A 23,331-nucleotide genomic window follows, 5' to 3' on the forward strand; every position below is an offset into this window, starting at 1 on the left:
GCTATTTTATGGGTGTTCGTCATACTGCGGCTAGCGAAATAACTCGATATAATTTGATTTGGGGCAATGTGTCTTAATCCTTACACCATTACCAATTGTAGAAAAGTGTAGAACAAAAATAATAAAGATAACCACGTTTGCGTATAAGTTATTTTCTAAATAAATGACATGATTAATAATTATAATTGATTATTATCATTCATCGTCCCGGAGCCGCGTGTGGGCCGGTAGTGTCATGTTGACGCATGTATCGCTATACTGCTGATTATTGAAGGAGAAAGTGGTTACTGAGCGGAGGAGATATGCATCTTGAGCGGGTAGAAATCGTCGGTTTTCGCGGCATCAATCGTTTATCGTTGATGCTGGAGCAAAATAACGTTCTGATCGGCGAGAATGCATGGGGTAAATCCAGCCTGCTGGATGCGCTGACGTTACTGCTTTCGCCGGAGTTCGAACTCTATCACTTCGTCCGCGATGATTTCTGGTTTCCGCCGGGCGATGTCCAGGGACGTGAACATCATCTGCATATCATTTTGACCTTCCGCGAGAATGAACCCGGTCATCATCGGGTACGTCGTTTTCGTCCGCTGAGCAACTGCTGGGTGCCCTGCGAGGATGGCTATCAGCGCATTTTTTATCGCCTGGAGGGCGAGCTGGCCGATGATAACAGCGTCATGACGCTGCGTAGCTTTATCAACAGCAAAGGCGAGGCGCTGGCGCTGGACGATATTGACGAGATGGTGTGCCACCTGGTGCGCCTGATGCCGGTTCTGCGCCTGCGCGATGCGCGTTTTATGCGGCGAATTCATAATGATTCCGTCCCGCACTCGCCGCAGATTGAGATAACCGCTCGCCAGCTGGATTTTCTCTCCCGCGAGCTGGTGAATCACCCGCAAAATTTAACCGATAGTCAGATACGCCAGGGGCTGTCGGCTATGGTGCAACTGCTGGAACACTATTTTGCCGAGCAGAGTAGCGCGCAATCCCGTCACCGCCTGATGCGTCGTCACTCGCATGATGAACAGCGCAGCTGGCGTTACCTGGATATTATCAACCGGATGATTGATAAACCCGGCGGCCGCAGCCATCGGGTTATCCTGCTTGGTCTGTTTTCAACCCTGCTTCAGGCAAAAGGGACGGTGCGGCTCGACCGCGACGCACGGCCTCTGCTGCTGATTGAAGACCCGGAAACACGTCTGCATCCGATTATGCTGTCGGTTGCCTGGCATTTACTGAATTTGCTGCCGCTGCAGCGCATCACCACCACCAACTCCAGCGAACTCCTGTCGTTGACGCCGGTGGAGCACGTCTGCCGACTGGTACGCGAATCCTCGCGCGTGTCGGCCTGGCGGCTTGGGCCGGGAGGAATGAATGCGGAAGACAGCCGGCGCATCGCTTTTCACATCCGCTTTAACCGCTCATCCTCACTGTTTGCCCGCTGCTGGCTGCTGGTTGAAGGGGAGACCGAGACCTGGGTGATTAACGAACTGGCCCGGCAGTGTGGACACCATTTTGATGCTGAAGGGATTAAGGTTATTGAGTTTGCTCAGTCGGGCCTGAAGCCGCTGATCAAATTTGCCCGTCGGATGGGGATCCAATGGCACGTGCTGGTCGACGGCGATGAGGCGGGGAAAAAGTATGCAGCGACGGTTCGTAGCCTGCTCAACGATGACCGCGATCTTGAACGCGATCACCTGACCACGCTTCCGGCGCTGGACATGGAACACTTTATGTATCGCCAGGGTTTTAACGATGTTTATCATCGGGTGGCGCAGTTACCGGCAAATGTGCCGATGAATATGCGACGGGTGATTACCAAGGCGATTCACCGCTCGTCAAAACCGGATCTGGCCATTGAGGTGGCGATGGAGGCCGGTCGCCGCGGCGTGGAGTCGGTGCCGACGCTGTTGAAGAAAATGTTCTCCCGCGTGCTGTGGCTGGCGCGCGGCCGCGCAGATTAAACGTGGCGACAATAAGAATGATTTAAATTTAGCGTTATGTTTTTACCCTCTGCGGATAGAATTACTACCTGGCTCTGCGGGTTAAAACATCAGGAATTTTTATGAAGCTCAATGGAAAACGCAGGAAAGTCTGGTGGCTGCTGGTCGTCGTGGTTCTGGCGCTGGCCTTCTGGGGATGGCGGATACTGAATGCGCCGCTGCCGCAGTATCAGACATTAGTGGGGCGCAAAGGCGATTTACAGCAGAGCGTGCTGGCCACTGGCAAACTGGACGCCCTGCGCAAAGTCGATGTCGGGGCGCAGGTGAGCGGACAGTTAAAAACGCTGCGCGTCAATATCGGCGACAAGGTCCAGAAGGATCAGCTGCTGGGGGTGATTGACCCCGAGCAGGCGCAAAACCAGATTAAAGAAGTCGACGCGACGCTGATGGAACTGCGCGCCCGGTTGAATCAGGCGCGTGCCGAACGCCAGCTTGCCGCGGCCACCCTCGCCCGCCAGCAGCAACTGGCCCGGCGCCAGCTGGTTTCCCGCCAGGATCTGGATACGGCGACGACCGATTTGGCGGTGAAAGAGGCGCAGATCGGTACCATTGACGCGCAGATAAAGCGTAACCAGGCGACGCTGGATACCGCCAAAACCAACCTCGACTACACGCGGATTGTGGCGCCGATGTCCGGTGAAGTGACGCAAATCACCACGTTGCAGGGGCAAACGGTGATAGCCGCCCAGCAGGCGCCCAACATTCTGACCCTCGCCGATCTCAGTACCATGCTGGTCAAAGCTCAGGTATCTGAGGCGGACGTGATTCACCTTCGTGCCGGGCAAAAAGCCTGGTTTACCGTGCTCGGCGACCCGCTGACCCGCTACGAGGGGAAGCTGAAGGATATTTTACCCACCCCGGAAAAAGTCAACGACGCCATTTTTTATTACGCCCGCTTTGAAGTGCCGAATCCGCAGGGGATCCTGCGTCTGGAAATGACGGCCCAGGTGCATATCCAGATGGCGGAAGTCAAAAATGTCATCACCATCCCGCTCAGCGCGCTGGGTGATGCCATCGGCGATAACCGTTATCACGTCCGCCTGCTGCGTAATGGCGAGGTGAAAGAGCGTGAAGTGACTATCGGCGCGCGCAACGATACCGATGTGGCGGTGGTGAAAGGGCTGGATGAAGGCGATGAGGTGATCGTCGGCGAAAGTCGTACCGGGACGGCAAAATGACGGCGTTGCTGGAACTGCGTGATATCCGCCGCAGCTACCTCTCCGGTGACGGCAGTGTTGAGGTGCTCAAGGGCGTGACGCTGAGCATTGCCGCCGGTGAAATGGTGGCGATTGTCGGGGCATCGGGTTCAGGAAAATCGACGCTGATGAACATTCTCGGCTGTCTCGATAAACCGACCAGCGGCAGCTACCGCGTCGCCGGAACCGATGTCTCCTTACTCAGCGGTGATGCGCTGGCCCGCCTGCGGCGAGAACATTTTGGCTTTATTTTCCAGCGTTACCATCTGCTCTCGCACCTGACGGCAGCGCAGAACGTCGAAGTCCCGGCGGTGTATGCCGGGCGCGAGCGACGAGAACGCCTGGCCCGGGCGCATGATTTGCTGGCGCGGCTTGGTCTGGGAGAGAGGGCGGAATATCAACCTTCGCAGCTCTCCGGCGGCCAGCAGCAGCGGGTCAGTATCGCCCGCGCGCTGATGAATGGCGGAGAGGTGATTCTGGCCGATGAGCCGACCGGGGCGCTGGACAGCCGCTCGGGTGAAGAGGTGATGGCTATCCTGCACCAGCTGAAAGCGCAGGGGCACACGGTGATTATCGTCACTCATGATCCGCAGGTGGCGGCACAGGCCGAGCGGATCATTGAGATCCATGATGGGGAAATTGTGCGTAACCCGCTGGCGAAAAGTCCGACTGGCGGCGGGGTCGTCCGCCCGTTGGCCGGGGAAGAGCCTTCCGCATGGCGCCAGTTTACCAGCGGTTTTCGTGAAGCGCTGGTCATGGCGTGGCGGGCGATGGCGGCCAATAAAATGCGCACGCTGTTGACCATGCTCGGCATCATCATCGGCATCGCCTCGGTGGTGTCGATCGTGGTGGTCGGCGATGCGGCGAAACAGCTGGTGCTGGCGGATATTCGCGCGATTGGCACCAACACCATCGATGTTTATCCCGGTAAAGATTTTGGCGATGACGACCCCCGCTATCAGCAGGCGCTGAAATATGACGATCTGCTGGCCATTCAGAAGCAGCCGTGGGTGCGTTCGGCGACGCCCGCGGTGTCAAAAAACCTGCGTCTGCGTGCGGATAACATCGATGTTGCCGCCAGCGTGGAAGGGGTCGGGCCGCAGTATTTTAATGTCTACGGCATGACCTTTAGCGAAGGTAATACGTTTAATGAACTGCAGCTCAACAGCCGGGCGCAGGTGGTGGTGCTGGATAGCAACACGCGTCGCCAGCTGTTTGCGCACAAAACGCGGGTTGTCGGGGAGATTATCCTCATCGGCAATATGCCGGCGACCATCATCGGCGTCGCCGATGAGAAGCAGTCGATGTTCGGCAGCAGTAAAATCCTGCGCGTCTGGCTCCCCTACACCACCATGGCCGGAAGAGTGATGGGGCAATCGTGGCTTAATTCGATTACCGTTCGCGTCCGGGAAGGGTATGACAGCGCCGCCGCCGAACAGCAGTTGCTGCGTTTGCTTGAGCTGCGCCATGGCAAAAAAGATGTTTTTACCTGGAATATGGACAGCATCTTGAAAACGGCGGAACGGACCACACATACACTACAACTGTTTCTGACTTTGGTGGCGGTGATTGCGCTGGTGGTGGGCGGAATCGGCGTCATGAATATCATGCTGGTGTCGGTGACCGAACGAACGCGTGAAATCGGGATTCGGATGGCGGTCGGGGCGCGGGCCAGCGACGTGCTGCAGCAGTTTCTGATTGAGGCTGTTTTAGTCTGTCTGGTCGGCGGCGCGCTGGGCGTGACGTTATCGCTGATGATTGCGGTGGTTCTGCAGCTGTTTTTACCCGGCTGGGAGATAGGTTTTTCTCCGCTGGCGCTGCTGACGGCGTTTTTGTGTTCGACGTTAACCGGCGTGCTGTTCGGTTGGCTGCCGGCGCGAAACGCCGCGCGTCTCGATCCGGTGGATGCGCTGGCCCGCGAGTAGAAACAAAAAAATGCCAGTCAGAAGGACTGGCATTTTACTGGCAGGATGTACACAATGAAGCAAAAGAGTTATGCAGCCGCTTCCGCTTCCACAGGAACAATCACGCTGGCGTGATTGCCTTTCGGCCCCTGGTGAACATCAAACCGAACGGTTTGTCCGGCTTTTAGCGTTCTGTAACCATCCATCTGGATGGTGGAGTAATGGGCGAAAATGTCTTCGCCGCCGCCCTCAGGGCAAATAAAACCGAACCCTTTGGCATTGTTGAACCACTTAACAGTACCCATTTCCATACTTCGACATCCTTCGTAAATCTTTATAGGTAAGATGGAATGAACCGGTGGTGGAGTGACGAGTTGTGCAAATGCTCGCCAACTCTCGCCAGTACAATTTAGAGAAATACGGAAATGCGTCAAGCAATTGACGGTGGCAGGAGGCGAAAAATGCGTCAAAATTTGAAGCAGTTAACGCTATTGCCGGGGAATGTGACAGACATCGCGGATGGAAGTAATAGATGATAGTTATCTATGATCTATTGTAGATTTGCGATGTGCATAGCCTCTGGTCATCGACAGGCCGCCGCCTGTTGGCAACAGCAACCGATGATGAATACTGACGATGAGTAAGAGAGATTGGCTGGACTTCGATCAGCTGGTAGAAGACGAAGTTCGTAATGAGCTTAAACCACCATCTATGTATAAAGTGATATTGCTCAATGATGACTACACTCCAATGGAGTTTGTTATTGACGTGTTACAAAAATTCTTTTCTTATGATGTAGAACGTGCAACGCAACTGATGCTGACGGTTCACTATCAAGGTAAAGCGATTTGTGGTGTATTTACCGCAGAAGTGGCGGAGACCAAAGTCGCGATGGTGAATGAATACGCGAAGGAGAACGAGCATCCATTGCTGTGTACGCTAGAGAAAGCCTGAAGACAGGCGTGAAAATTGGGGGAGGTGCCTATGCTCAATCAAGAACTGGAACTCAGTTTAAACATGGCTTTCGCCAGAGCGCGCGAGCACCGTCATGAGTTCATGACCGTCGAGCACTTGCTGCTGGCGCTGCTCAGCAACCCCTCGGCCCGCGAGGCGCTTGAAGCGTGTTCCGTGGACCTGGTGGCGCTGCGTCAGGAACTGGAAGCCTTCATCGAACAGACCACACCCGTTCTGCCCGCCACGGAAGAAGAGCGTGACACCCAGCCTACGCTGAGTTTTCAGCGCGTGCTGCAGCGTGCCGTCTTCCATGTACAATCCTCTGGCCGCAGCGAAGTAACCGGCGCTAACGTCCTGGTCGCGATTTTCAGCGAGCAGGAATCACAGGCGGCCTATCTGCTGCGTAAACATGAAGTGAGCCGTCTTGACGTCGTCAACTTCATCTCTCACGGTACACGCAAAGACGAGCCGAGCCAGTCTTCCGATAACAGCGGAAGCCAGCCCAGCAACGAAGAGCAAGCAGGCGGGGAGGAACGTATGGAAAACTTCACCACCAATCTTAATCAGCTTGCTCGCGTTGGCGGGATCGATCCGCTGATCGGCCGCGAAAAAGAGCTGGAGCGCGCGATTCAGGTGCTGTGCCGTCGGCGTAAAAATAACCCGCTGCTGGTGGGCGAGTCCGGCGTGGGTAAAACCGCGATTGCCGAAGGTCTGGCCTGGCGAATCGTTCAGGGTGACGTGCCGGAAATCATGGCCGATTGCACCATCTACTCGCTGGATATTGGCTCCCTGCTGGCGGGCACAAAATATCGCGGCGATTTTGAAAAACGCTTCAAAGCGCTGCTGAAACAGCTTGAGCAGGATACCAACAGCATTCTGTTCATTGATGAAATCCACACCATTATCGGTGCGGGCGCGGCGTCAGGCGGCCAGGTCGATGCCGCCAATCTGATTAAACCGCTGCTCTCCAGCGGCAAGATTCGGGTAATGGGTTCCACGACCTATCAGGAATTCAGCAACATCTTCGAGAAAGACCGGGCGCTGGCTCGCCGCTTCCAGAAGATAGACATTACCGAACCTTCCGTCGAAGAGACGGTGCAGATCATCAACGGCCTGAAGCCGAAGTACGAAGCGCACCACGATGTGCGTTATACCGCGAAAGCGGTGCGTGCGGCGGTGGAGCTGGCGGTGAAATACATTAACGATCGCCATCTGCCGGATAAGGCCATTGACGTTATTGATGAAGCCGGGGCGCGGGCGCGGTTAATGCCGGCCAGCAAACGCAAGAAAACCATCAATGTCGCCGATATCGAGTCCGTGGTGGCGCGTATCGCCCGTATTCCTGAGAAGAGCGTCTCGCAGAGCGATCGCGATACGCTGAAAAATCTCGGCGATCGCCTGAAAATGCTGGTCTTTGGCCAGGGTAAAGCGATCGAAGCGTTAACCGAAGCGATCAAGATGGCGCGCGCGGGCCTCGGTCACGAACACAAGCCCGTCGGTTCCTTCCTTTTTGCCGGGCCGACCGGAGTCGGGAAAACCGAGGTCACCGTACAGCTGGCGAAAGCACTGGGTATTGAGCTGCTGCGTTTTGATATGTCCGAATATATGGAACGTCATACCGTCAGCCGCTTAATTGGCGCGCCTCCGGGATACGTTGGTTTCGATCAGGGCGGGCTGCTGACCGATGCGGTGATTAAACATCCGCATGCGGTACTGCTGCTTGATGAGATCGAAAAAGCGCATCCGGACGTCTTTAACCTGCTGCTGCAGGTGATGGACAACGGTACGCTGACCGACAATAACGGTCGCAAGGCGGACTTCCGTAACGTGGTGCTGGTGATGACGACCAACGCCGGCGTGCGTGAGACCGAGCGTAAATCGATTGGTCTTATCCAGCAGGACAACAGCCCTGATGCGATGGATGAGATCAAGAAGATCTTTACCCCGGAATTCCGCAACCGCCTCGACAACATTATCTGGTTCGATCATCTGTCTACCACGGTTATCCATCAGGTAGTGGATAAGTTCATCGTCGAGCTGCAGGTTCAGCTGGATCAGAAAGGCGTCTCGCTGGAAGTCAGCCAGGAAGCGCGTGACTGGCTGGCAGAAAAAGGCTACGACCGGGCAATGGGCGCACGTCCGATGGCACGCGTAATTCAGGATAACCTGAAGAAACCGCTGGCTAACGAACTGTTGTTCGGCTCCCTGGTGGACGGCGGGCAGGTCACCGTTGCGCTGGATAAAGAGAAGGGCGCGTTGACCTATGACTTCCAGAGTGCGCAGAAGCACAAACCAGAAACGGCGCACTAAGACCGCTCTGTGAGAGGAAAAACCGGCCTGCGGGCCGGTTTTTTTACGCCGTTTTTAACCGGCTGCAGATATGAAAAGACCGGGAATTATCCCGGCCTTCAGCATCTGACGCCACGAGGGCGGAAAACTATCAGCGACTACGGAAGACAATGCGGCCTTTGCTCAGGTCGTACGGGGTCAGCTCAACAGTCACTTTGTCGCCCGTCAGAATGCGGATGTAGTTTTTACGCATTTTACCGGAAATATGCGCAGTTACCACGTGACCGTTTTCCAGTTCTACGCGGAACATTGTGTTAGGCAACGTGTCAAGTACGGTGCCCTGCATTTCAATATTGTCTTCTTTGGCCATCTAGTCCTCTGGGGTATCACTACCGTAGTTTTGAACCGGCAAGATAATGCCGAAGTTCAGCGCGTAAGTAAAGGTTTACGTTTGTGCACTTTATCTTTCAGGCTGCCTTCGCTCGCTCGGTTACATAGTTATTGACGCAGCCAGGCGCTTTGCGGTGCTACCTGACGCATCGAAAATTATTCATTGAAGTAGGTTTGGCGCATTGCCCGGAATTCACACGGATAAGCCGCATGACAGGCGCAAACGTAAAGGGGAGTGACAGAACGATGGGCGTTATCTGACTCTTATTATTCCCAAACGGCGGCGGGGCAACAGGCAGAAGCTACTCTACTGCGCAATTATACCATCACGATAAAAAATGTGCTGAAAACATTTACACATTGCCGGTAAATAGCTCCCTGGGCACCCAGAATCTTTCCGGCAGACGACGGGCGCGCAATACCGACAGCGCATCGAGATAATCGCGGCGGGGGATTTCGATGGCGCCCAGCGAAGCCGTGTGTTTATTCAGGACCTGGCAATCTATTAATTTCCCGCCGTCGCGGATAAATGCCTGGCAGAATATCAGCAAGGCCGTTTTCGACGCATTTTCCGCGCGGCTGAACATCGACTCGCCGCAAAACAACGCGCCTTGCGCTACGCCGTACATGCCTCCCACCAGCGTCTCGCCTTGCCACACTTCAATCGAGTGCGCATGGCCAAGCTCATGCAACTGGTGATAGGCCTTGACGATGCCGGGGGTGATCCATGTCCCTTCATCACGATTGTCGGCGCAACCTTCAATCACCTGACCAAATGCGTGGTTTAGCGTCACGCGATAGGGCGAGCGCTGGTGAAAACGCTTCATGCTGCGGCTGAGATGGAACTGCCCGGGCCACAATACCGCCCGCGGATCGGGGGACCACCATAAAATCGGATCGCCCGGAGAAAACCAGGGGAAAATCCCGTGCTGATAGGCCATAAGCAGACGCGACGGACTGAGATCGCCGCCGAGCGCCAGCAGGCCATTGGGTTCGCGTAACGCTCCCTCCGGGGAAGGGAAGGCAATGGACTGACGAGAGAGCTGAACCAGACGCATTTTAACCTCAATACGCACCAGGCAATTGTTCAATATATTCGCGGTTTTTCAAGCGCACGGTCCGTCGCCATGCCGGCAAAGCCAGCGCAGCGGACCGCTGTTTTCAGCACGCCAGAAACTCATTGAGTATATACGCAAAACGGCGTAAATCAGCCGGACTACAGACGCTGCTTAAACTGGTAGTAACGCCCCTGTTCAGCCAGCAGCTCCGCGTGACTACCTTGCTCAATAATCTTGCCGTTGTCCATGACAATTATCCGATTAAAACGCGCCAGTCCACGCAGGCGGTGGGTCACCATCAGCACGGTTTTTTCGCGCATCGCTTCAGCCAGTAAATCGAGGATCTGGCTCTCCGTCGTCGCATCAAGACCTTCGGTCGGCTCATCGAGCAACATCAGCGGCGCATCGTGCAGCAGCGCGCGGGCAATGGCCAGTCGGCGCAGTTCGCCGCCGGAAAGCTGGCGACCGCCTTCGCCCAGCCAGGCATTGAGACCGCTATCTTCCAGTAATTTTTCCAGCCCGACGCGTTCCAGCACTTTCATCAGCTGGACATCGCTGGCACCGGGGGCGGCCAGCGACAGGTTATCGCGCAGCGTGGCGCTAAACAGATGCACACGTTGCGGAACCACGCTCATCGCCTGACGCAAGGTTGCTTCATTGAGTCGGGTTAACGGCTGGTCGTTGAGTAGAATCTCGCCTTGAGCCGGATCCCAGGCGCGGGTCAGAAGCTGCAGCAACGTGGATTTACCGCAACCGGTGCGGCCCAGAATGGCAATATGCTGCCCTGCGCCAACCTGCAATGAGATATTTTCCAGCGCCGGGGAAGGCTGCTGCGGATAGCCGAAGGTGACCTGGTTCAAGGTCAATGACACCGGTCCGAAAGCCTGCGCGTCGCCGGCGGTGAAAGTGACTTCTGGCTGTTGCCCGGTAATCTGCGTGATTCGGCGGGCGGAAGCTATAACCTGTCCAAGATGCTGAAAGGCACCGGTGACCGGCGCCAGCGCTTCAAATGCCGCCAGCGCGCAGAAGACAAAAAGGGCGATCAGCGCGCCAGGCTGGCTGTTGCCGCCCACGCCAGCGGAGGTGAGCCACAGCATAGCAACCACGGCAACGCCACCAATCAGCAGCATCAACGCCTGCGACAGCGCCGTCAGCTCTGCCTGACGACGCTGGGCATCCTGCCAACGCTGCTCGGTTTTCTCCAGCTGTTTGCGGTAGCGGTCGCTGGCGCTGAACAGCATCAGTTCAGCCTGTCCTTGCAGCCAGGCGGTGAGCTGTTGACGGTACTGCCCGCGCATTTGCGTGATGTTCTCACCGGCGGGTTTCCCGGCGCGATAAAACAGCGGCGGCAGAACCAGCAGGGTCACCAGCATAATACCGCCCAACGTCAGCGCCAGCGTAACATCGAGCATGCTCAAGCCTGCGGTGACCACCACAATGACAACCAGCGCGCCAATCAGCGGCGAGATAACCCGCAGATAGAGATGATCCAGGGTATCGACATCGGCGACTACCCGGTTAAGGAGTTCGCCCTGGCGAAAACGCGCCAGCCCGGCAGGGGAGAGGGGGAGTAGTTTACTGAAGGTAAACACCCGCAGATGCTGTAACACGCGGAAAGTGGCGTCGTGGCTGACCAGACGTTCGAAATAGCGGCCGGCGGTACGGATAATCGCCGCGCCGCGAACGCCGGCTGCCGGCAGCATATAGTTGAAACTGTAAATACCGGCGACGCCAACGACGGCAGAAGCGGATAAGAACCAGCCTGACAGCGTCAGCAGGCCGATACTGGCCAGCAGGGTGACGATAGCCAGCACCACGCCGAGGATCAGCAGCCAGATGTGCCGTTTGTATAACGCCAGATAAGGTAATAGCGCGCGCATTTAAATCTCCTCCTGACGGTGGGCTAACAGGGCGGCAAAAGGCCCGTTGGCCATAGCCAACTGGCTATAGGTCCCTTGTTCAACAATCTGCCCATCCTGCATCACCCACACGGCATCCCAGTCGGCGATACCTTCCAGCTGGTGGGTCACCATCAGCGTCGTTTGCTGCGAAGAGGCGTTAAAGAGCGCCTGCATGACCCGCTGTTCGCTATGCGCATCAAGGCTGGCGGCCGGCTCATCCAACAATAACAGCCGGCACGGTACCAGCAGCGCCCGCGCCACGGCGATGCGCTGCGCCTGCCCGACGGACAGACCAGCGGCCTGATCGCCGACCGGCGTATTAATCCCCTGCGGCAACTGGGAGATGAATTCGCTGACCCAGGCCTTATCCAGCGCGAGCTGAAGCTGCGCTTCGCTGGCTTCCGGCCAGGCCAGCACAACGTTCTCGCGTAGCGTGGCGGCGGGGAGTTGCGGGTTCTGCCCGACCCAACTGAGCAGACGATGCCACCGGCCGGCGTCAAGCTCGCGCAGTTCAACGCCGTTGACCGTCAGCGAACCGTCGTAGGGCAGAAAACCGGTCAATGTATTCAACAGCGAACTTTTACCGGAACCGCTCTGCCCGACCAGTACGACGCGTTTACCGGCAGGGAGCGTAAAGTTCAGTGGCCCCGCCAGGACTTTACCTTCCGGCGATTTGACGACCACATCGCGCGCTTCGAGACGAATCAGTTCGTTGTCGCTGAGGGTCTTCTCACCACGAGTCTCCTGCGCCAGCGGTTTTTCCATAAACGTTTTCAGACTATCCGCGGCGCCGATAGCCTGCGCTTTGGCATGGTAAAAGGTGCCTAAATCGCGCAGCGGCTGGAAAAACTCCGGCGCCAGGATCAGGGCCAGGAAGCCGGACATCAGGGTGACGCCGATGCCGTAGTGGCCAAAGTTAAGCTCTCCGAGATAGGAGAAACCGAAGTAAACCGCGACCAGAGCAATGGAGAGCGAGGTGAAAAACTCCAGCACGCCGGAGGAGAGAAAGGCGAGGCGTAACACTTCCATCGTCCGCTGACGGAAATCCTGGGAAGCATGGCGAATATTGTCCGTTTCCGCTTCGCCGCGGTGAAAGAGGCGCAGCGTTTCCATCCCGCGCAGGCGGTCGAGAAAGTGGCCGCTCAGGCGAGCCAGCGCCAGAAAGTTGCGGCGATTCGCCTCCGCCGCGCCCATGCCGACCAGCGCCATAAACAGCGGGATCAGCGGGGCGGTGCCGAGAAGAATCAGCGCCGCCGCCCAGTTGATTGGGAAAATGGTGATCACAATCAGCAGCGGGACGCAGGCGGCGAGAGTCATCTGCGGGAGATAACGCGCGTAGTAATCGTGCATGTCATCAATTTGCTCAAGCACCAGCGTCGCCCAGCTTCCGGCGGGTTTCCCCTGAATCCACGCCGGACCGGCCTGCTGCAGGCGATCGAGCACCTTGCGGCGTATTTCATAGCGAATATGTTGCCCGGCATAGAAACCTACCCGCTCGCGCAGCCATATCACCCAGGCCCGAAGAACAAAAATCAGCACCAGGATGATAAACGGCAATAGCAACGCCGTCGCCGGAATATTTTCCATAATCATGCGATGAAGGATTCGCGCCAGTACCCAGGCCTGACCGACGATCAGCAGGCCGCTAATGACGCCCAGCGCGCGGGAAATCATCAACCAGCGACGGGAGAGAATGCTTTGCTCTTTTAACCAGCGGGTTAACTCTTGTTGACGGGTTTTATTCATTGCGCACTTAGCAGGTGTAGTTATGAGGTTTTTAGGCCACGCAATGTTACAACGAGGAAAAAATAAAGGCGACTTTTCGTCGCCTTCTTTACCTTTGTTACTGACTTGTAAAGATTATTTGCAGGCGTCAGCTAAACCATCAAGATAGCGTTCAGCATCCAGCGCCGCCATACAGCCGGTACCGGCAGAGGTGATGGCCTGGCGATAGATATGGTCCATCACATCGCCCGCGGCGAATACGCCCGGAATGCTGGTCTGGGTGGCATTGCCGTGGATCCCGGACTGCACTTTGATATAGCCGTTTTCCAGCGCCAGCTGGCCTGCGAAAATAGCCGTGTTAGGGCTGTGGCCAATCGCGACAAACAGGCCCGCGACCTCCAGAGACTCAATATTGTCGGCATTCTGCGTATCACGCAGACGCAGACCGCTGACGCCCATCTGATCGCCCGTCACTTCTTCCAGCGTGCGATGGGTATGCAGCACGATATTGCCATTGGCCACTTTATCCATCAGACGATTGATCAGGATTTTTTCCGCGCGGAAAGTGTCACGGCGGTGAATCAGGTGGACTTCGGAGGCGATGTTAGAGAGGTACAGGGCTTCTTCCACCGCGGTATTGCCGCCGCCGATGACGGCCACTTTCTGGTTGCGATAGAAGAACCCGTCACAGGTCGCGCAGGCGGAAACGCCGCGTCCTTTGAAGGCATCTTCTGACGGCAGCCCCAGATAGCGCGCGGAAGCACCGGTGGCGATAATCAGCGCGTCGCAGGTGTATTCGCCGCTGTCGCCGACCAGACGGAAAGGACGGTTTTGCAGATCGACGCTATTGATATGGTCGAAAATAATCTCGGTATCGAATTTCGTCGCATGTTCGTGCATCCGCTCCATCAGCAGCGGTCCGGTCAGATCGTTAGGATCGCCCGGCCAGTTTTCCACTTCCGTGGTGGTGGTCAGCTGACCGCCTTTTTCCATGCCGGTAATCAGTACCGGCTGCAGATTTGCGCGCGCGGCGTAGACTGCAGCGGTATATCCCGCAGGTCCAGAACCAAGAATAAGCAGTTTACTGTGTTTGGTCGTGCCCATGAGATCCCCATAATTTATTGGTATACATTGGGCTGGATTGTAGGGAATTTGTTGTCGTAAAAAAAGAGCACAGCAATTTTGTTAACGATACGTGCAATAGAGGACGCCAATTAACTGGCGATTTTACGTGCGAAGAATATAACTAATTCTACTGTCAGCAGGACAATTATAAGAGGAAAACATGAGAATCACCGGGGGCGGATAATGAATATCTGGCATCTTGTACTAAAAATCGATGTTTTGCTTTGACAATCCCCTGTGCTTTTGCGAAAACATTCATGGAAGACAAAAAGCAGTGTTTCGCGTGCGGCGAATTTTCATGCACGCAAATGCCATTTTTACCGGGTTAGCGAAATCTACGCATGGTGTGGACAGACGCCATGCGTGATGTCGGTGGCTGCCGTCAGGCAACGGGCTTCTCACGTACCCCTGGGGTTACCCGATGTCGTATGCGGGTAAGAACAGGATGGACTCGGGCAGTGAAGGCTCTGAGTCGGAACAGGAGTAGGGAAGGAATACAGAGAGACAATAATAATGGTAGATAGCAAGAAGCGCCCTGGCAAAGATCTCGACCGCATCGATCGTAATATTTTGAATGAGCTGCAAAAAGACGGGCGTATTTCAAACGTCGAACTTTCTAAACGGGTGGGACTTTCCCCGACGCCTTGCCTTGAGCGCGTGCGTCGTCTGGAAAGACAGGGTTTTATTCAGGGCTACACGGCGCTGCTCAACCCGCACTATCTGGATGCATCACTTCTGGTATTTGTTGAGATTACTCTGAATCGTGGCGCGCCGGATGTGTTTGAGCAATTTAACTCTGCAGTGCAAAAACTTGAAGAAATTCAAGAGTGTCATCTGGTATCCGGTGATTTCGACTATCTGTTGAAAACCCGCGTGCCGGATATGTCAGCGTATCGCAAATTACTGGGCGAGACCCTGCTACGTCTGCCGGGCGTGAACGATACCCGCACCTACGTGGTAATGGAAGAAGTCAAGCAAAGTAATCGTCTGGTAATTAAGACGCGCTAACACGGAACAGGTGCAAAATCGACGTAGTTTGATTACACTCCTGTTAATCCATACAGCAACAGTGCCGGGGTGACCCGGCACTGTTGTCCGTTTTAGCAGCAGGCAGGAAACAGCCTGATACCTGGAGAGCCTTTTTTGAGCCAGGAATACACCGAAGACAAAGAAGTCAAACTGACCAAGTTAAGCAGCGGGCGCCGACTCCTTGAGGCGTTGCTCATCCTTTGCTCCCTGTTTGCCATCTGGCTGATGGCGGCATTACTCAGCTTTAATCCCTCGGATCCCAGCTGGTCGCAAACGGCCTGGCACGAACCTATCCATAACATAGGTGGAATCCCGGGAGCCTGGCTTGCCGATACGCTATTTTTCATTTTTGGCGTAATGGCTTATACCATTCCGGTGATTATTATCGGCGGTTGCTGGTTCGCCTGGCGTCATCAGGAGAACGACGAGTACATCGACTACTTTGCCGTTTCGCTACGCCTGATTGGCGCACTGGCGCTGATTCTGACCTCCTGCGGTCTGGCCGCGATTAACGCCGATGATATCTGGTATTTCGCCTCCGGCGGCGTGATCGGCAGTTTGCTGAGCACCACTCTGCAACCGTTGCTGCACAGCAGCGGCGGCACCATTGCGCTGCTCTGCATCTGGGCGGCGGGTTTAACGCTGTTCACCGGCTGGTCGTGGGTTAGCATTGCCGAAAAACTCGGCGGTGCGATTCTGTCTGTTCTGACATTTGCCAGCAACCGTACCCGTCGGGACGATACCTGGGTGGATGAAGACGAATACGAAGACGATGAAGACGACTACGACGACGCAGCGAAGCCGCAGGAGTCTCGTCGTGCGCGCATTTTACGCAGCGCGCTCGCGCGTCGTCAGCGTCTGGCCGAGAAATTCTCCAATCCGATGGGGCGTAAAACCGATGCCGCGTTGTTCTCCGGCAAGCGTATGGATGATGCCGAAGAGGATGTGCAGTTCAGCGCCAACGGGGCCCCCGTCGCAGCGGACGATGTCCTCTTTTCGGGGGCCAGTGCGGCACGTCCTGGCGATGCTGACGATGTGCTGTTTTCTGGCGCCAGCGCGGCGCGTCCGGGGGATTTTGACCCTTACGATCCGCTATTAAATAGCCACAGCATTGCCGATCCGCTGGCTGTAGCAGCAGCGGCAACCGCCGCGCCACAGGCATGGGCCGAACCGGTAGCTGAGCAGGTGCCGGTACAGCAGCCGGTTTACCAGCCGGAACCGTCTTACCCGCAGCATCAGGCGTATCAGCCTGAGCAGGCGCCGGTACAGCAGCCGGTTTACCAGCCGGAACCGTCGTACCCGCAGCATCAGGCGTATCAGCCTGAGCAGGCGCCGGTACAGCAGCCGGTTTACCAGCCGGAACCGTCTTACCCGCAGCATCAGGCGTATCAGCCTGAGCAGGCGCCGGTACAGCAGCCGGTTTACCAGCCGGAACCGTCTTACCCGCAGCATCAGGCGTATCAGCCTGAGCAGGCGCCGGTACAGCAGCCGGTTTACCAGCCGGAACCGTCTTACCCGCAGCATCAGGCGTATCAGCCTGAACAGGTGCCGGTACAGCAGCCGGTATATCAGCCGGAACCGTCTTACCCGCAGCATCAGGCGTATCAGCCGGTACAGCAGCCGGTATATCAGCCGGAGCCACCGGCTCCTGCCGTAGCGCCTGAAGCGCCGCAGGAGGATGTGAAGCCACAGCGTCCGCCGATGTATTATTTTGAAGAGGTTGAAGAGAAGCGAGCGCGTGAGCGCGAGCAACTGGCCGCCTGGTATCAGCCGATCCCTGAACCGGCAAGCCCGGTCGCCACACGGCCTGTTACACCGCCACCAGCGCCTTCGGTCGAAGCCGCAGCGGTAACTACCCTTGCCGCCGGCGTACAGCAGGCGACGAGCGCGGGTGCAACGGCGGCGGCCGCTTCCGCCGCGTCATCCGCTGCGCCGCTGTTCAGCCCGGCATCCGGTGGGCCGCGCGCGCAGGTGAAAGAGGGGATTGGTCCAAAACTGCCGCGCCCTAATCATGTCCGCGTCCCCACGCGCCGCGAACTGGCTTCTTATGGCATTAAGCTGCCGTCACAACGTATGGCTGAAGAGCGCGCGCGTAAAGCTGAACTCAATCAGGCCTATGACGACGAGCCGTTAACGGATGAAGAAGTGGACGCGCTGGAACAGGACGAGCTGGCTCGCCAGTTTGCCGCCACCCAGCAGCAGCGTTACGGCGAAGTCTATCAGGATGAAGAGGATGATTCCGCAGCGGAAGCTGAACTGGCCCGTCAGTTTGCGGCGTCGCAGCAGCAGCGCTACAGCAGCGAACAGCCGCAGGGCGCAACGCCGTTCTCTCCTGCGGATTATGATTTCTCGCCGATGAAAGCGCTGGTCGATGACGGTCCGAGTGAACCGCTGTTCACACCGATGCCGGAGACACAGCCGCCGGTGCAGCAGTACCAGCAGCCGGCCCAGCGGTATCAACAACCGGTGCAACCGTCGCCGGTACAACAACCGTATCAGCAACCTGCGCAGCCGGTTCAACCTCCGCAGATGGCGCAGCAGCCTCAGCCTGCCGCACAGAGCTATCAGCCGCAGCAGGCCCCTCAGGGCCATATGCCGCAGCAGACAGCCGCCGCGCAGCCGCCGCAGGATAGCCTGATTCACCCGCTGCTGATGCGTAACGGCAACAGCCAGCCGATGCAACGGCCGACGACGCCGCTGCCGTCGCTGGATCTGCTGACGCCGCCGCCGAGCGAGGTCGAGCCGGTGGATACCTTCGCGCTGGAGCAAATGGCGCGCCTGGTTGAGGCCCGTCTGGCGGACTTCCGCATTAAAGCGGATGTGGTGAACTACTCACCAGGCCCGGTTATCACCCGTTTCGAACTGAATCTGGCGCCGGGCGTGAAGGCCGCGCGGATTTCAAACCTGTCGCGTGACCTGGCCCGTTCCTTGTCCACCATTGCGGTGCGTGTCGTGGAAGTGATTCCAGGTAAGCCGTACGTGGGCCTGGAACTGCCGAATAAAAAACGCCAGACCGTTTACCTGCGAGAAGTGCTGGATAACACGAAATTCCGCGATAACCCATCGCCGCTCACCGTGGTGCTGGGGAAAGACATCGCCGGCGATCCGGTCGTTGCCGATCTGGCAAAAATGCCGCACCTGCTGGTGGCCGGTACCACCGGTTCCGGTAAATCGGTGGGGGTCAACGCCATGATCCTCAGCATGCTGTATAAAGCGCAGCCGGAAGATGTGCGCTTCATTATGATCGACCCGAAAATGCTCGAACTGTCGGTCTATGAAGGGATCCCGCATCTGCTGACCGAAGTCGTCACCGATATGAAAGACGCCGCTAACGCACTGCGCTGGAGCGTGAACGAAATGGAGCGTCGCTACAAGCTGATGTCGGCGCTCGGCGTGCGTAACCTCGCGGGTTACAACGAGAAGATCGCCGAAGCGGCGCGGATGGGCCGGCCGATTCCGGATCCGTACTGGAAACCGGGAGACAGTATGGACGCCGTCCATCCGGTGCTGGAAAAACTGCCGTATATCGTCGTCCTGGTAGATGAATTCGCCGACCTGATGATGACCGTCGGTAAGAAGGTCGAAGAGCTGATCGCGCGTCTGGCGCAGAAAGCGCGTGCGGCGGGTATTCACCTCGTGCTGGCAACGCAGCGTCCGTCGGTTGACGTCATTACCGGTCTTATTAAAGCGAACATTCCGACGCGTATCGCATTCACCGTCTCGAGCAAGATTGACTCGCGTACCATCCTCGATCAGGGCGGCGCGGAATCACTGCTGGGGATGGGGGATATGCTCTACTCCGGGCCGAACTCGACCATGCCGGTGCGTGTCCACGGCGCGTTCGTTCGCGACCAGGAAGTGCACGCCGTGGTTCAGGACTGGAAAGCGCGCGGGCGTCCGCAGTATGTTGACGGCATTACGTCGGATAGTGAAAGCGAAGGCGGCAGCGGCGGCTTTGACGGTGGTGAAGAGCTGGATCCGTTGTTCGATCAGGCGGTGAACTTCGTCACTGAAAAACGTAAAGCCTCTATCTCCGGCGTTCAGCGCCAGTTCCGCATCGGGTACAACCGCGCGGCACGTATTATCGAACAGATGGAAGCGCAGGGTATTGTCAGCGAGCAGGGCCATAATGGTAACCGCGAAGTGCTGGCGCCGCCGCCCTTCGAGTAAGTGCAAAGTTGGGTAAATAAGCGCAAAATCAGCCTGTTCTGCTGTTCCGTCGTGCCAGGCGGTCCTACATTAGGAGGCAGAAGAGGCTCCCGCGTCGGGAGTGACGCACATTAAGGAATAACAATGAAAAAACTCGCAATCACCTGTGCATTACTGTCTGGATTTGTTGTGAGCCAGGTGTGGGCGGATGCCGCCAGTGATTTGAAAAGCCGCCTTGATAAAGTGAGCAGCTTCCATGCCAGCTTCACCCAAAAAGTGACCGATGGCAGCGGTAACGCCGTCCAGGATGGGCAGGGCGACCTGTGGGTTAAACGTCCGAATCTGTTTAACTGGCATATGACCCAGCCGGATGAAAGCATTCTGGTCTCTGACGGGAAGACCCTGTGGTTCTACAACCCGTTTGTTGAGCAGGCAACCGCCACCTGGTTGAAAGACGCCACCAGCAACACTCCGTTTATGCTGATTGCCCGCAACCAGTCCAACGACTGGCAGCAGTACAACATCAAGCAAAACGGCGATGATTTTGTCCTGACGCCAAAAAGCGGCGGCGGCAACCTGAAGCAGTTTACGATCAACGTTGGCCGCGACGGGACCATCCATCAGTTCAGCGCGATAGAGCAGGATGACCAGCGCAGCAGCTACCAGCTGAAGTCTCAGCAAAACGGCGCGGTCGACGCATCTAAGTTCACCTTTACACCGCCGAAAGGGGTGACGGTGGACGATCAACGTAAGTAGAGGCGAGTGTGAGCAATCTGTCGCTCGATTTTTCCGATAATGCGTTTCAACCTCTGGCCGCCCGCATGCGGCCAGAAAATTTAGCGCAGTACATTGGCCAGCAGCATCTGCTGGCGCCGGGGAAACCTTTGCCGCGGGCGATTGAGGCCGGGCATCTGCATTCGATGATCTTATGGGGGCCGCCCGGCACCGGCAAAACTACGCTGGCTGAAGTGATTGCTCGCTATGCCAGCGCCGATGTTGAACGAATCTCGGCGGTAACCTCCGGCGTAAAAGAGATCCGCGAAGCGATCGAGCGCGCCAGACAGAACCGTAATGCCGGGCGCCGCACCATTCTGTTCGTTGACGAAGTCCATCGTTTTAATAAAAGTCAGCAGGATGCCTTTTTGCCGCATATTGAAGACGGCACCATCACCTTCATCGGCGCGACGACGGAAAACCCCTCGTTTGAACTCAATTCCGCACTGCTATCCCGGGCGCGCGTATACCTGCTGAAATCGTTGTCCAGCGAGGATATTGAGCATGTGCTGACGCAGGCGATGAACGATAAAGATCGTGGCTACGGCGGGCAAAATATCGTGCTGCCGGATGATACCCGCCAGGCGATCGCCGGGCTGGTTAACGGCGATGCGCGCCGGGCGCTCAATACGCTGGAAATGATGGCCGATATGGCGGAGACGGATGCCTCCGGCAACCGGGTGCTGAAAGCGGAACTGCTGACCGAAATTGCTGGCGAGCGCAGCGCCCGGTTTGATAATAAAGGCGACCGTTTCTACGATTTGATTTCCGCGCTGCACAAGTCCGTTCGCGGCAGCGCGCCGGATGCGGCGCTGTACTGGTACGCTCGTATCATTACCGCCGGCGGCGATCCGCTGTATGTGGCCCGACGCTGCCTGGCTATCGCTTCGGAAGATGTTGGCAATGCCGACCCGCGTGCCATGCAGGTTGCTCTCTCTGCCTGGGACTGTTTTACCCGGGTGGGGCCAGCGGAGGGCGAGCGTGCGATTGCGCAGGCTATTGTTTATCTCGCCTGCGCGCCGAAGAGCAACGCGGTTTACACCGCATTTAAAGCCGCCATGGCCGATGCCCGCGAGCGTCCGGACTACGATGTGCCGGTGCATCTGCGTAACGCGCCAACCCGCTTGATGAAAGAGATGGGCTATGGGCAGGAGTATCGCTATGCCCATGATGAGCCAAACGCCTATGCTGCCGGGGAAGCATATTTCCCGCAGGAAATGGCCCAAACTCGTTATTATCGGCCCACAAATCGGGGGCTGGAGGGCAAAATTGGCGAAAAGCTCGCCTGGCTTAGCGAACAGGATCAAAATAGCCCCATAAAACGCTACCGCTAACAGAGGCGTTGCGGTAAGGTTATCAAGATATCCCGGTGGTCGTAGTCTGCGGCCACTTTTCTTTTATTTATTCGATAAGCACAGGATAAGCATGCTCGATCCCAATCTGCTGCGTACCGAGCCAGACGCAGTCGCTGAAAAACTGGCACGCCGGGGCTTTAAGCTGGATGTAGATAAACTGCGCGCTCTGGAAGAGCGTCGTAAAGTTCTGCAGGTTGAAACGGAAAATCTGCAGGCGGAGCGTAACTCCCGATCGAAATCCATTGGCCAGGCGAAAGCGCGCGGGGAAGATATCGAGCCATTACGCCAGGAAGTTAACAAACTTGGCGAACAGCTGGATGCGGCGAAAGCCGAGCTGGACGTGTTACTGGCAGAGATCCGCGATATCGCGCTGACTATCCCTAACATTCCGCACGACGACGTGCCGGCCGGTCGCGACGAAAACGACAACGTTGAAGTCAGCCGCTGGGGGACGCCGCGCGAGTTCGATTTTGACGTCCGCGATCACGTGACGCTGGGCGAAATGCACGGCGGACTGGACTTTGCCGCTGCCGTTAAGCTGACCGGTTCCCGCTTTGTGGTGATGAAAGGGCAACTGGCCCGCCTGCATCGTGCGCTGGCGCAGTTCATGCTGGATCTGCATACCGAACAGCACGGCTACAGTGAAAACTATGTGCCGTATCTGGTCAACCAGGAGACGCTGTACGGTACCGGTCAGCTGCCGAAATTTGCCGGCGATCTGTTCCATACCCGCCCGCTGGAAGAAGAAGCCGACAGCAGCAACTATGCGCTGATCCCGACCGCTGAAGTGCCGCTGACCAACCTTGTTCGCGATGAGATCATCGACGAAGACGATCTGCCGATCAAAATGACCGCCCACACGCCGTGTTTCCGTTCTGAAGCCGGTTCCTACGGTCGTGATACCCGTGGCCTGATTCGTATGCATCAGTTCGACAAAGTAGAAATGGTGCAGATCGTGCGTCCGGAAGATTCGATGGCGGCGCTGGAAGAGATGACCGGCCATGCGGAAAAAGTTCTGCAGCTGCTGGGGCTGCCATACCGTAAAGTGGCGCTCTGCACCGGCGATATGGGCTTCAGCGCATGCAAAACGTATGATCTGGAAGTCTGGGTTCCGGCACAGAACACCTACCGTGAAATCTCCTCCTGCTCTAACGTCTGGGACTTCCAGGCGCGTCGTATGCAGGCACGCTGCCGCAGCAAGTCCGACAAGAAAACTCGTCTGGTGCACACGCTGAACGGTTCCGGGCTGGCGGTGGGTCGTACCCTGGTCGCGCTGATGGAAAACTATCAGCAGGCGGATGGTCGTATTGCGATCCCGGAAATTCTGCGCCCCTATATGCGTGGCCTCGAATTTATCGGCTGATTTTTCTACCTGCTTCTCAAAAGCGCCTTCGGGCGCTTTTTTTTAATCCCCTTATTGATGCCGGGCAATAATCCCTCTGGCGATACCCCCCATACTCCCTTGGTGTTAACGCAGCATAA

16 protein-coding genes are annotated in these 23,331 nt (G+C 56.8%); 10 read left to right on the forward strand and 6 right to left on the reverse strand.

All coding sequences use genetic code 11. The annotated features are described in order from the left end of the window. Nucleotides 1–302 precede the first annotated feature (302 nt). The 3 genes from FNY10_RS03620 to macB all read left to right on the forward strand — a co-directional run bounded on the left by FNY10_RS03620 (nucleotide 303) and on the right by macB (nucleotide 5,121). Nucleotides 303–1,961 (forward strand): ATP-dependent endonuclease, encoded by a 1,659-nt coding sequence (locus tag FNY10_RS03620; RefSeq protein WP_100685457.1) that lies wholly within the window; start codon nucleotides 303–305, stop codon nucleotides 1,959–1,961. Nucleotides 1,962–2,062: 101 nt separating this feature from the next. Beyond that, the gene (macA, locus tag FNY10_RS03625; RefSeq protein ID WP_160703989.1) at nucleotides 2,063–3,178 is read left to right on the forward strand and encodes a macrolide transporter subunit MacA; all 1,116 of its coding nucleotides are present in this window, start codon (nucleotides 2,063–2,065) and stop codon (nucleotides 3,176–3,178) included. Beyond that, nucleotides 3,175–5,121 (forward strand): macrolide ABC transporter ATP-binding protein/permease MacB, encoded by a 1,947-nt coding sequence (gene macB, locus FNY10_RS03630; protein WP_160703987.1) that lies wholly within the window; start codon nucleotides 3,175–3,177, stop codon nucleotides 5,119–5,121. Before macA ends, macB begins: the two co-directional genes overlap by 4 nt. A 68-nt stretch (nucleotides 5,122–5,189) precedes the next feature. On the opposite strand, the gene cspD is transcribed toward macB, so the two are convergent. After that, a complete protein-coding gene (cspD, locus tag FNY10_RS03635) occupies nucleotides 5,190–5,411 on the reverse strand; it encodes a cold shock-like protein CspD (protein ID WP_131048314.1) in 222 nt (73 codons plus the stop codon). Nucleotides 5,412–5,736: 325 nt separating this feature from the next. Here cspD and clpS point away from each other — a divergent pair, with 325 nt between their 5' ends. Together clpS and clpA are read left to right on the forward strand one after the other, a co-directional pair. Next, nucleotides 5,737–6,054 (forward strand): ATP-dependent Clp protease adapter ClpS, encoded by a 318-nt coding sequence (gene clpS, locus FNY10_RS03640; RefSeq protein WP_004860017.1) that lies wholly within the window; start codon nucleotides 5,737–5,739, stop codon nucleotides 6,052–6,054. A 30-nt stretch (nucleotides 6,055–6,084) separates the two neighbouring features. After that, on the forward strand, nucleotides 6,085–8,364 hold the full coding sequence (clpA, locus tag FNY10_RS03645; RefSeq protein WP_100685460.1) for an ATP-dependent Clp protease ATP-binding subunit ClpA: 2,280 nt from the start codon (nucleotides 6,085–6,087) through the stop codon (nucleotides 8,362–8,364). 130 nt (nucleotides 8,365–8,494) lie between these two features. On the opposite strand, the gene infA is transcribed toward clpA, so the two are convergent. The 5 genes from infA to trxB all read right to left on the reverse strand — a co-directional run bounded on the left by infA (nucleotide 8,495) and on the right by trxB (nucleotide 14,521). Beyond that, nucleotides 8,495–8,713 (reverse strand): translation initiation factor IF-1, encoded by a 219-nt coding sequence (gene infA, locus FNY10_RS03650; protein WP_002211347.1) that lies wholly within the window; start codon nucleotides 8,711–8,713, stop codon nucleotides 8,495–8,497. A 373-nt stretch (nucleotides 8,714–9,086) separates the two neighbouring features. Further along, on the reverse strand, nucleotides 9,087–9,791 hold the full coding sequence (gene aat, locus FNY10_RS03655) for a leucyl/phenylalanyl-tRNA--protein transferase (RefSeq protein ID WP_131048315.1): 705 nt from the start codon (nucleotides 9,789–9,791) through the stop codon (nucleotides 9,087–9,089). A gap of 158 nt (nucleotides 9,792–9,949) precedes the next feature. Beyond that, nucleotides 9,950–11,671 carry a heme ABC transporter ATP-binding protein/permease CydC gene (cydC, locus tag FNY10_RS03660; protein WP_160703983.1) on the reverse strand — a complete coding sequence of 574 codons (1,722 nt, stop codon included), beginning with the start codon at nucleotides 11,669–11,671 and terminating at the stop codon, nucleotides 9,950–9,952. Further along, nucleotides 11,672–13,438, reverse strand: a complete 1,767-nt coding sequence (gene cydD, locus FNY10_RS03665) for a heme ABC transporter permease/ATP-binding protein CydD (protein ID WP_160703981.1) — start codon at nucleotides 13,436–13,438, stop codon at nucleotides 11,672–11,674. It abuts the gene before it with no gap. Between the two features lie 114 nt (nucleotides 13,439–13,552). Further along, entirely contained in the window at nucleotides 13,553–14,521 is a 969-nt protein-coding gene (gene trxB, locus FNY10_RS03670) for a thioredoxin-disulfide reductase (protein ID WP_100685463.1), read from the reverse strand. Nucleotides 14,522–15,055: 534 nt separating this feature from the next. On the opposite strand from trxB, the gene lrp reads away from it, so the two are divergent. The 5 genes from lrp to serS all read left to right on the forward strand — a co-directional run bounded on the left by lrp (nucleotide 15,056) and on the right by serS (nucleotide 23,212). Beyond that, on the forward strand, nucleotides 15,056–15,550 hold the full coding sequence (gene lrp / locus FNY10_RS03680) for a leucine-responsive transcriptional regulator Lrp (RefSeq protein ID WP_002439523.1): 495 nt from the start codon (nucleotides 15,056–15,058) through the stop codon (nucleotides 15,548–15,550). 135 nt (nucleotides 15,551–15,685) lie between these two features. Next, entirely contained in the window at nucleotides 15,686–19,741 is a 4,056-nt protein-coding gene (gene ftsK, locus FNY10_RS03685; RefSeq protein WP_160703979.1) for a DNA translocase FtsK, read from the forward strand. 123 nt (nucleotides 19,742–19,864) lie between these two features. Beyond that, the gene (lolA, locus tag FNY10_RS03690) at nucleotides 19,865–20,476 is read left to right on the forward strand and encodes an outer membrane lipoprotein chaperone LolA (protein ID WP_100685466.1); all 612 of its coding nucleotides are present in this window, start codon (nucleotides 19,865–19,867) and stop codon (nucleotides 20,474–20,476) included. Nucleotides 20,477–20,484: 8 nt separating this feature from the next. Further along, on the forward strand, nucleotides 20,485–21,828 hold the full coding sequence (gene rarA / locus FNY10_RS03695; RefSeq protein ID WP_100685467.1) for a replication-associated recombination protein RarA: 1,344 nt from the start codon (nucleotides 20,485–20,487) through the stop codon (nucleotides 21,826–21,828). A 91-nt stretch (nucleotides 21,829–21,919) separates the two neighbouring features. Continuing rightward, on the forward strand, nucleotides 21,920–23,212 hold the full coding sequence (serS, locus tag FNY10_RS03700; RefSeq protein ID WP_100685468.1) for a serine--tRNA ligase: 1,293 nt from the start codon (nucleotides 21,920–21,922) through the stop codon (nucleotides 23,210–23,212). Nucleotides 23,213–23,331 lie beyond the last annotated feature (119 nt).

This window comes from Klebsiella sp. Lac1 (assembly GCF_009825425.1).
GTDB lineage: Bacteria > Pseudomonadota > Gammaproteobacteria > Enterobacterales > Enterobacteriaceae > Klebsiella > Klebsiella electrica.

Bases quoted from the DNA above. Each gene is read 5' to 3' on its own strand.
- FNY10_RS03620 (WP_100685457.1), top strand. From the start codon at position 303: ATGCATCTTGAGCGGGTAGAAATCGTCGGTTTTCGCGGCATCAATCGT.
- macA (WP_160703989.1), top strand. From the start codon at position 2,063: ATGAAGCTCAATGGAAAACGCAGGAAAGTCTGGTGGCTGCTGGTCGTC.
- macB (WP_160703987.1), top strand. From the start codon at position 3,175: ATGACGGCGTTGCTGGAACTGCGTGATATCCGCCGCAGCTACCTCTCC.
- cspD (WP_131048314.1), bottom strand. From the start codon at position 5,411: ATGGAAATGGGTACTGTTAAGTGGTTCAACAATGCCAAAGGGTTCGGT.
- clpS (WP_004860017.1), top strand. From the start codon at position 5,737: ATGAGTAAGAGAGATTGGCTGGACTTCGATCAGCTGGTAGAAGACGAA.
- clpA (WP_100685460.1), top strand. From the start codon at position 6,085: ATGCTCAATCAAGAACTGGAACTCAGTTTAAACATGGCTTTCGCCAGA.
- infA (WP_002211347.1), bottom strand. From the start codon at position 8,713: ATGGCCAAAGAAGACAATATTGAAATGCAGGGCACCGTACTTGACACG.
- aat (WP_131048315.1), bottom strand. From the start codon at position 9,791: ATGCGTCTGGTTCAGCTCTCTCGTCAGTCCATTGCCTTCCCTTCCCCG.
- cydC (WP_160703983.1), bottom strand. From the start codon at position 11,671: ATGCGCGCGCTATTACCTTATCTGGCGTTATACAAACGGCACATCTGG.
- cydD (WP_160703981.1), bottom strand. From the start codon at position 13,438: ATGAATAAAACCCGTCAACAAGAGTTAACCCGCTGGTTAAAAGAGCAA.
- trxB (WP_100685463.1), bottom strand. From the start codon at position 14,521: ATGGGCACGACCAAACACAGTAAACTGCTTATTCTTGGTTCTGGACCT.
- lrp (WP_002439523.1), top strand. From the start codon at position 15,056: ATGGTAGATAGCAAGAAGCGCCCTGGCAAAGATCTCGACCGCATCGAT.
- lolA (WP_100685466.1), top strand. From the start codon at position 19,865: ATGAAAAAACTCGCAATCACCTGTGCATTACTGTCTGGATTTGTTGTG.
- serS (WP_100685468.1), top strand. From the start codon at position 21,920: ATGCTCGATCCCAATCTGCTGCGTACCGAGCCAGACGCAGTCGCTGAA.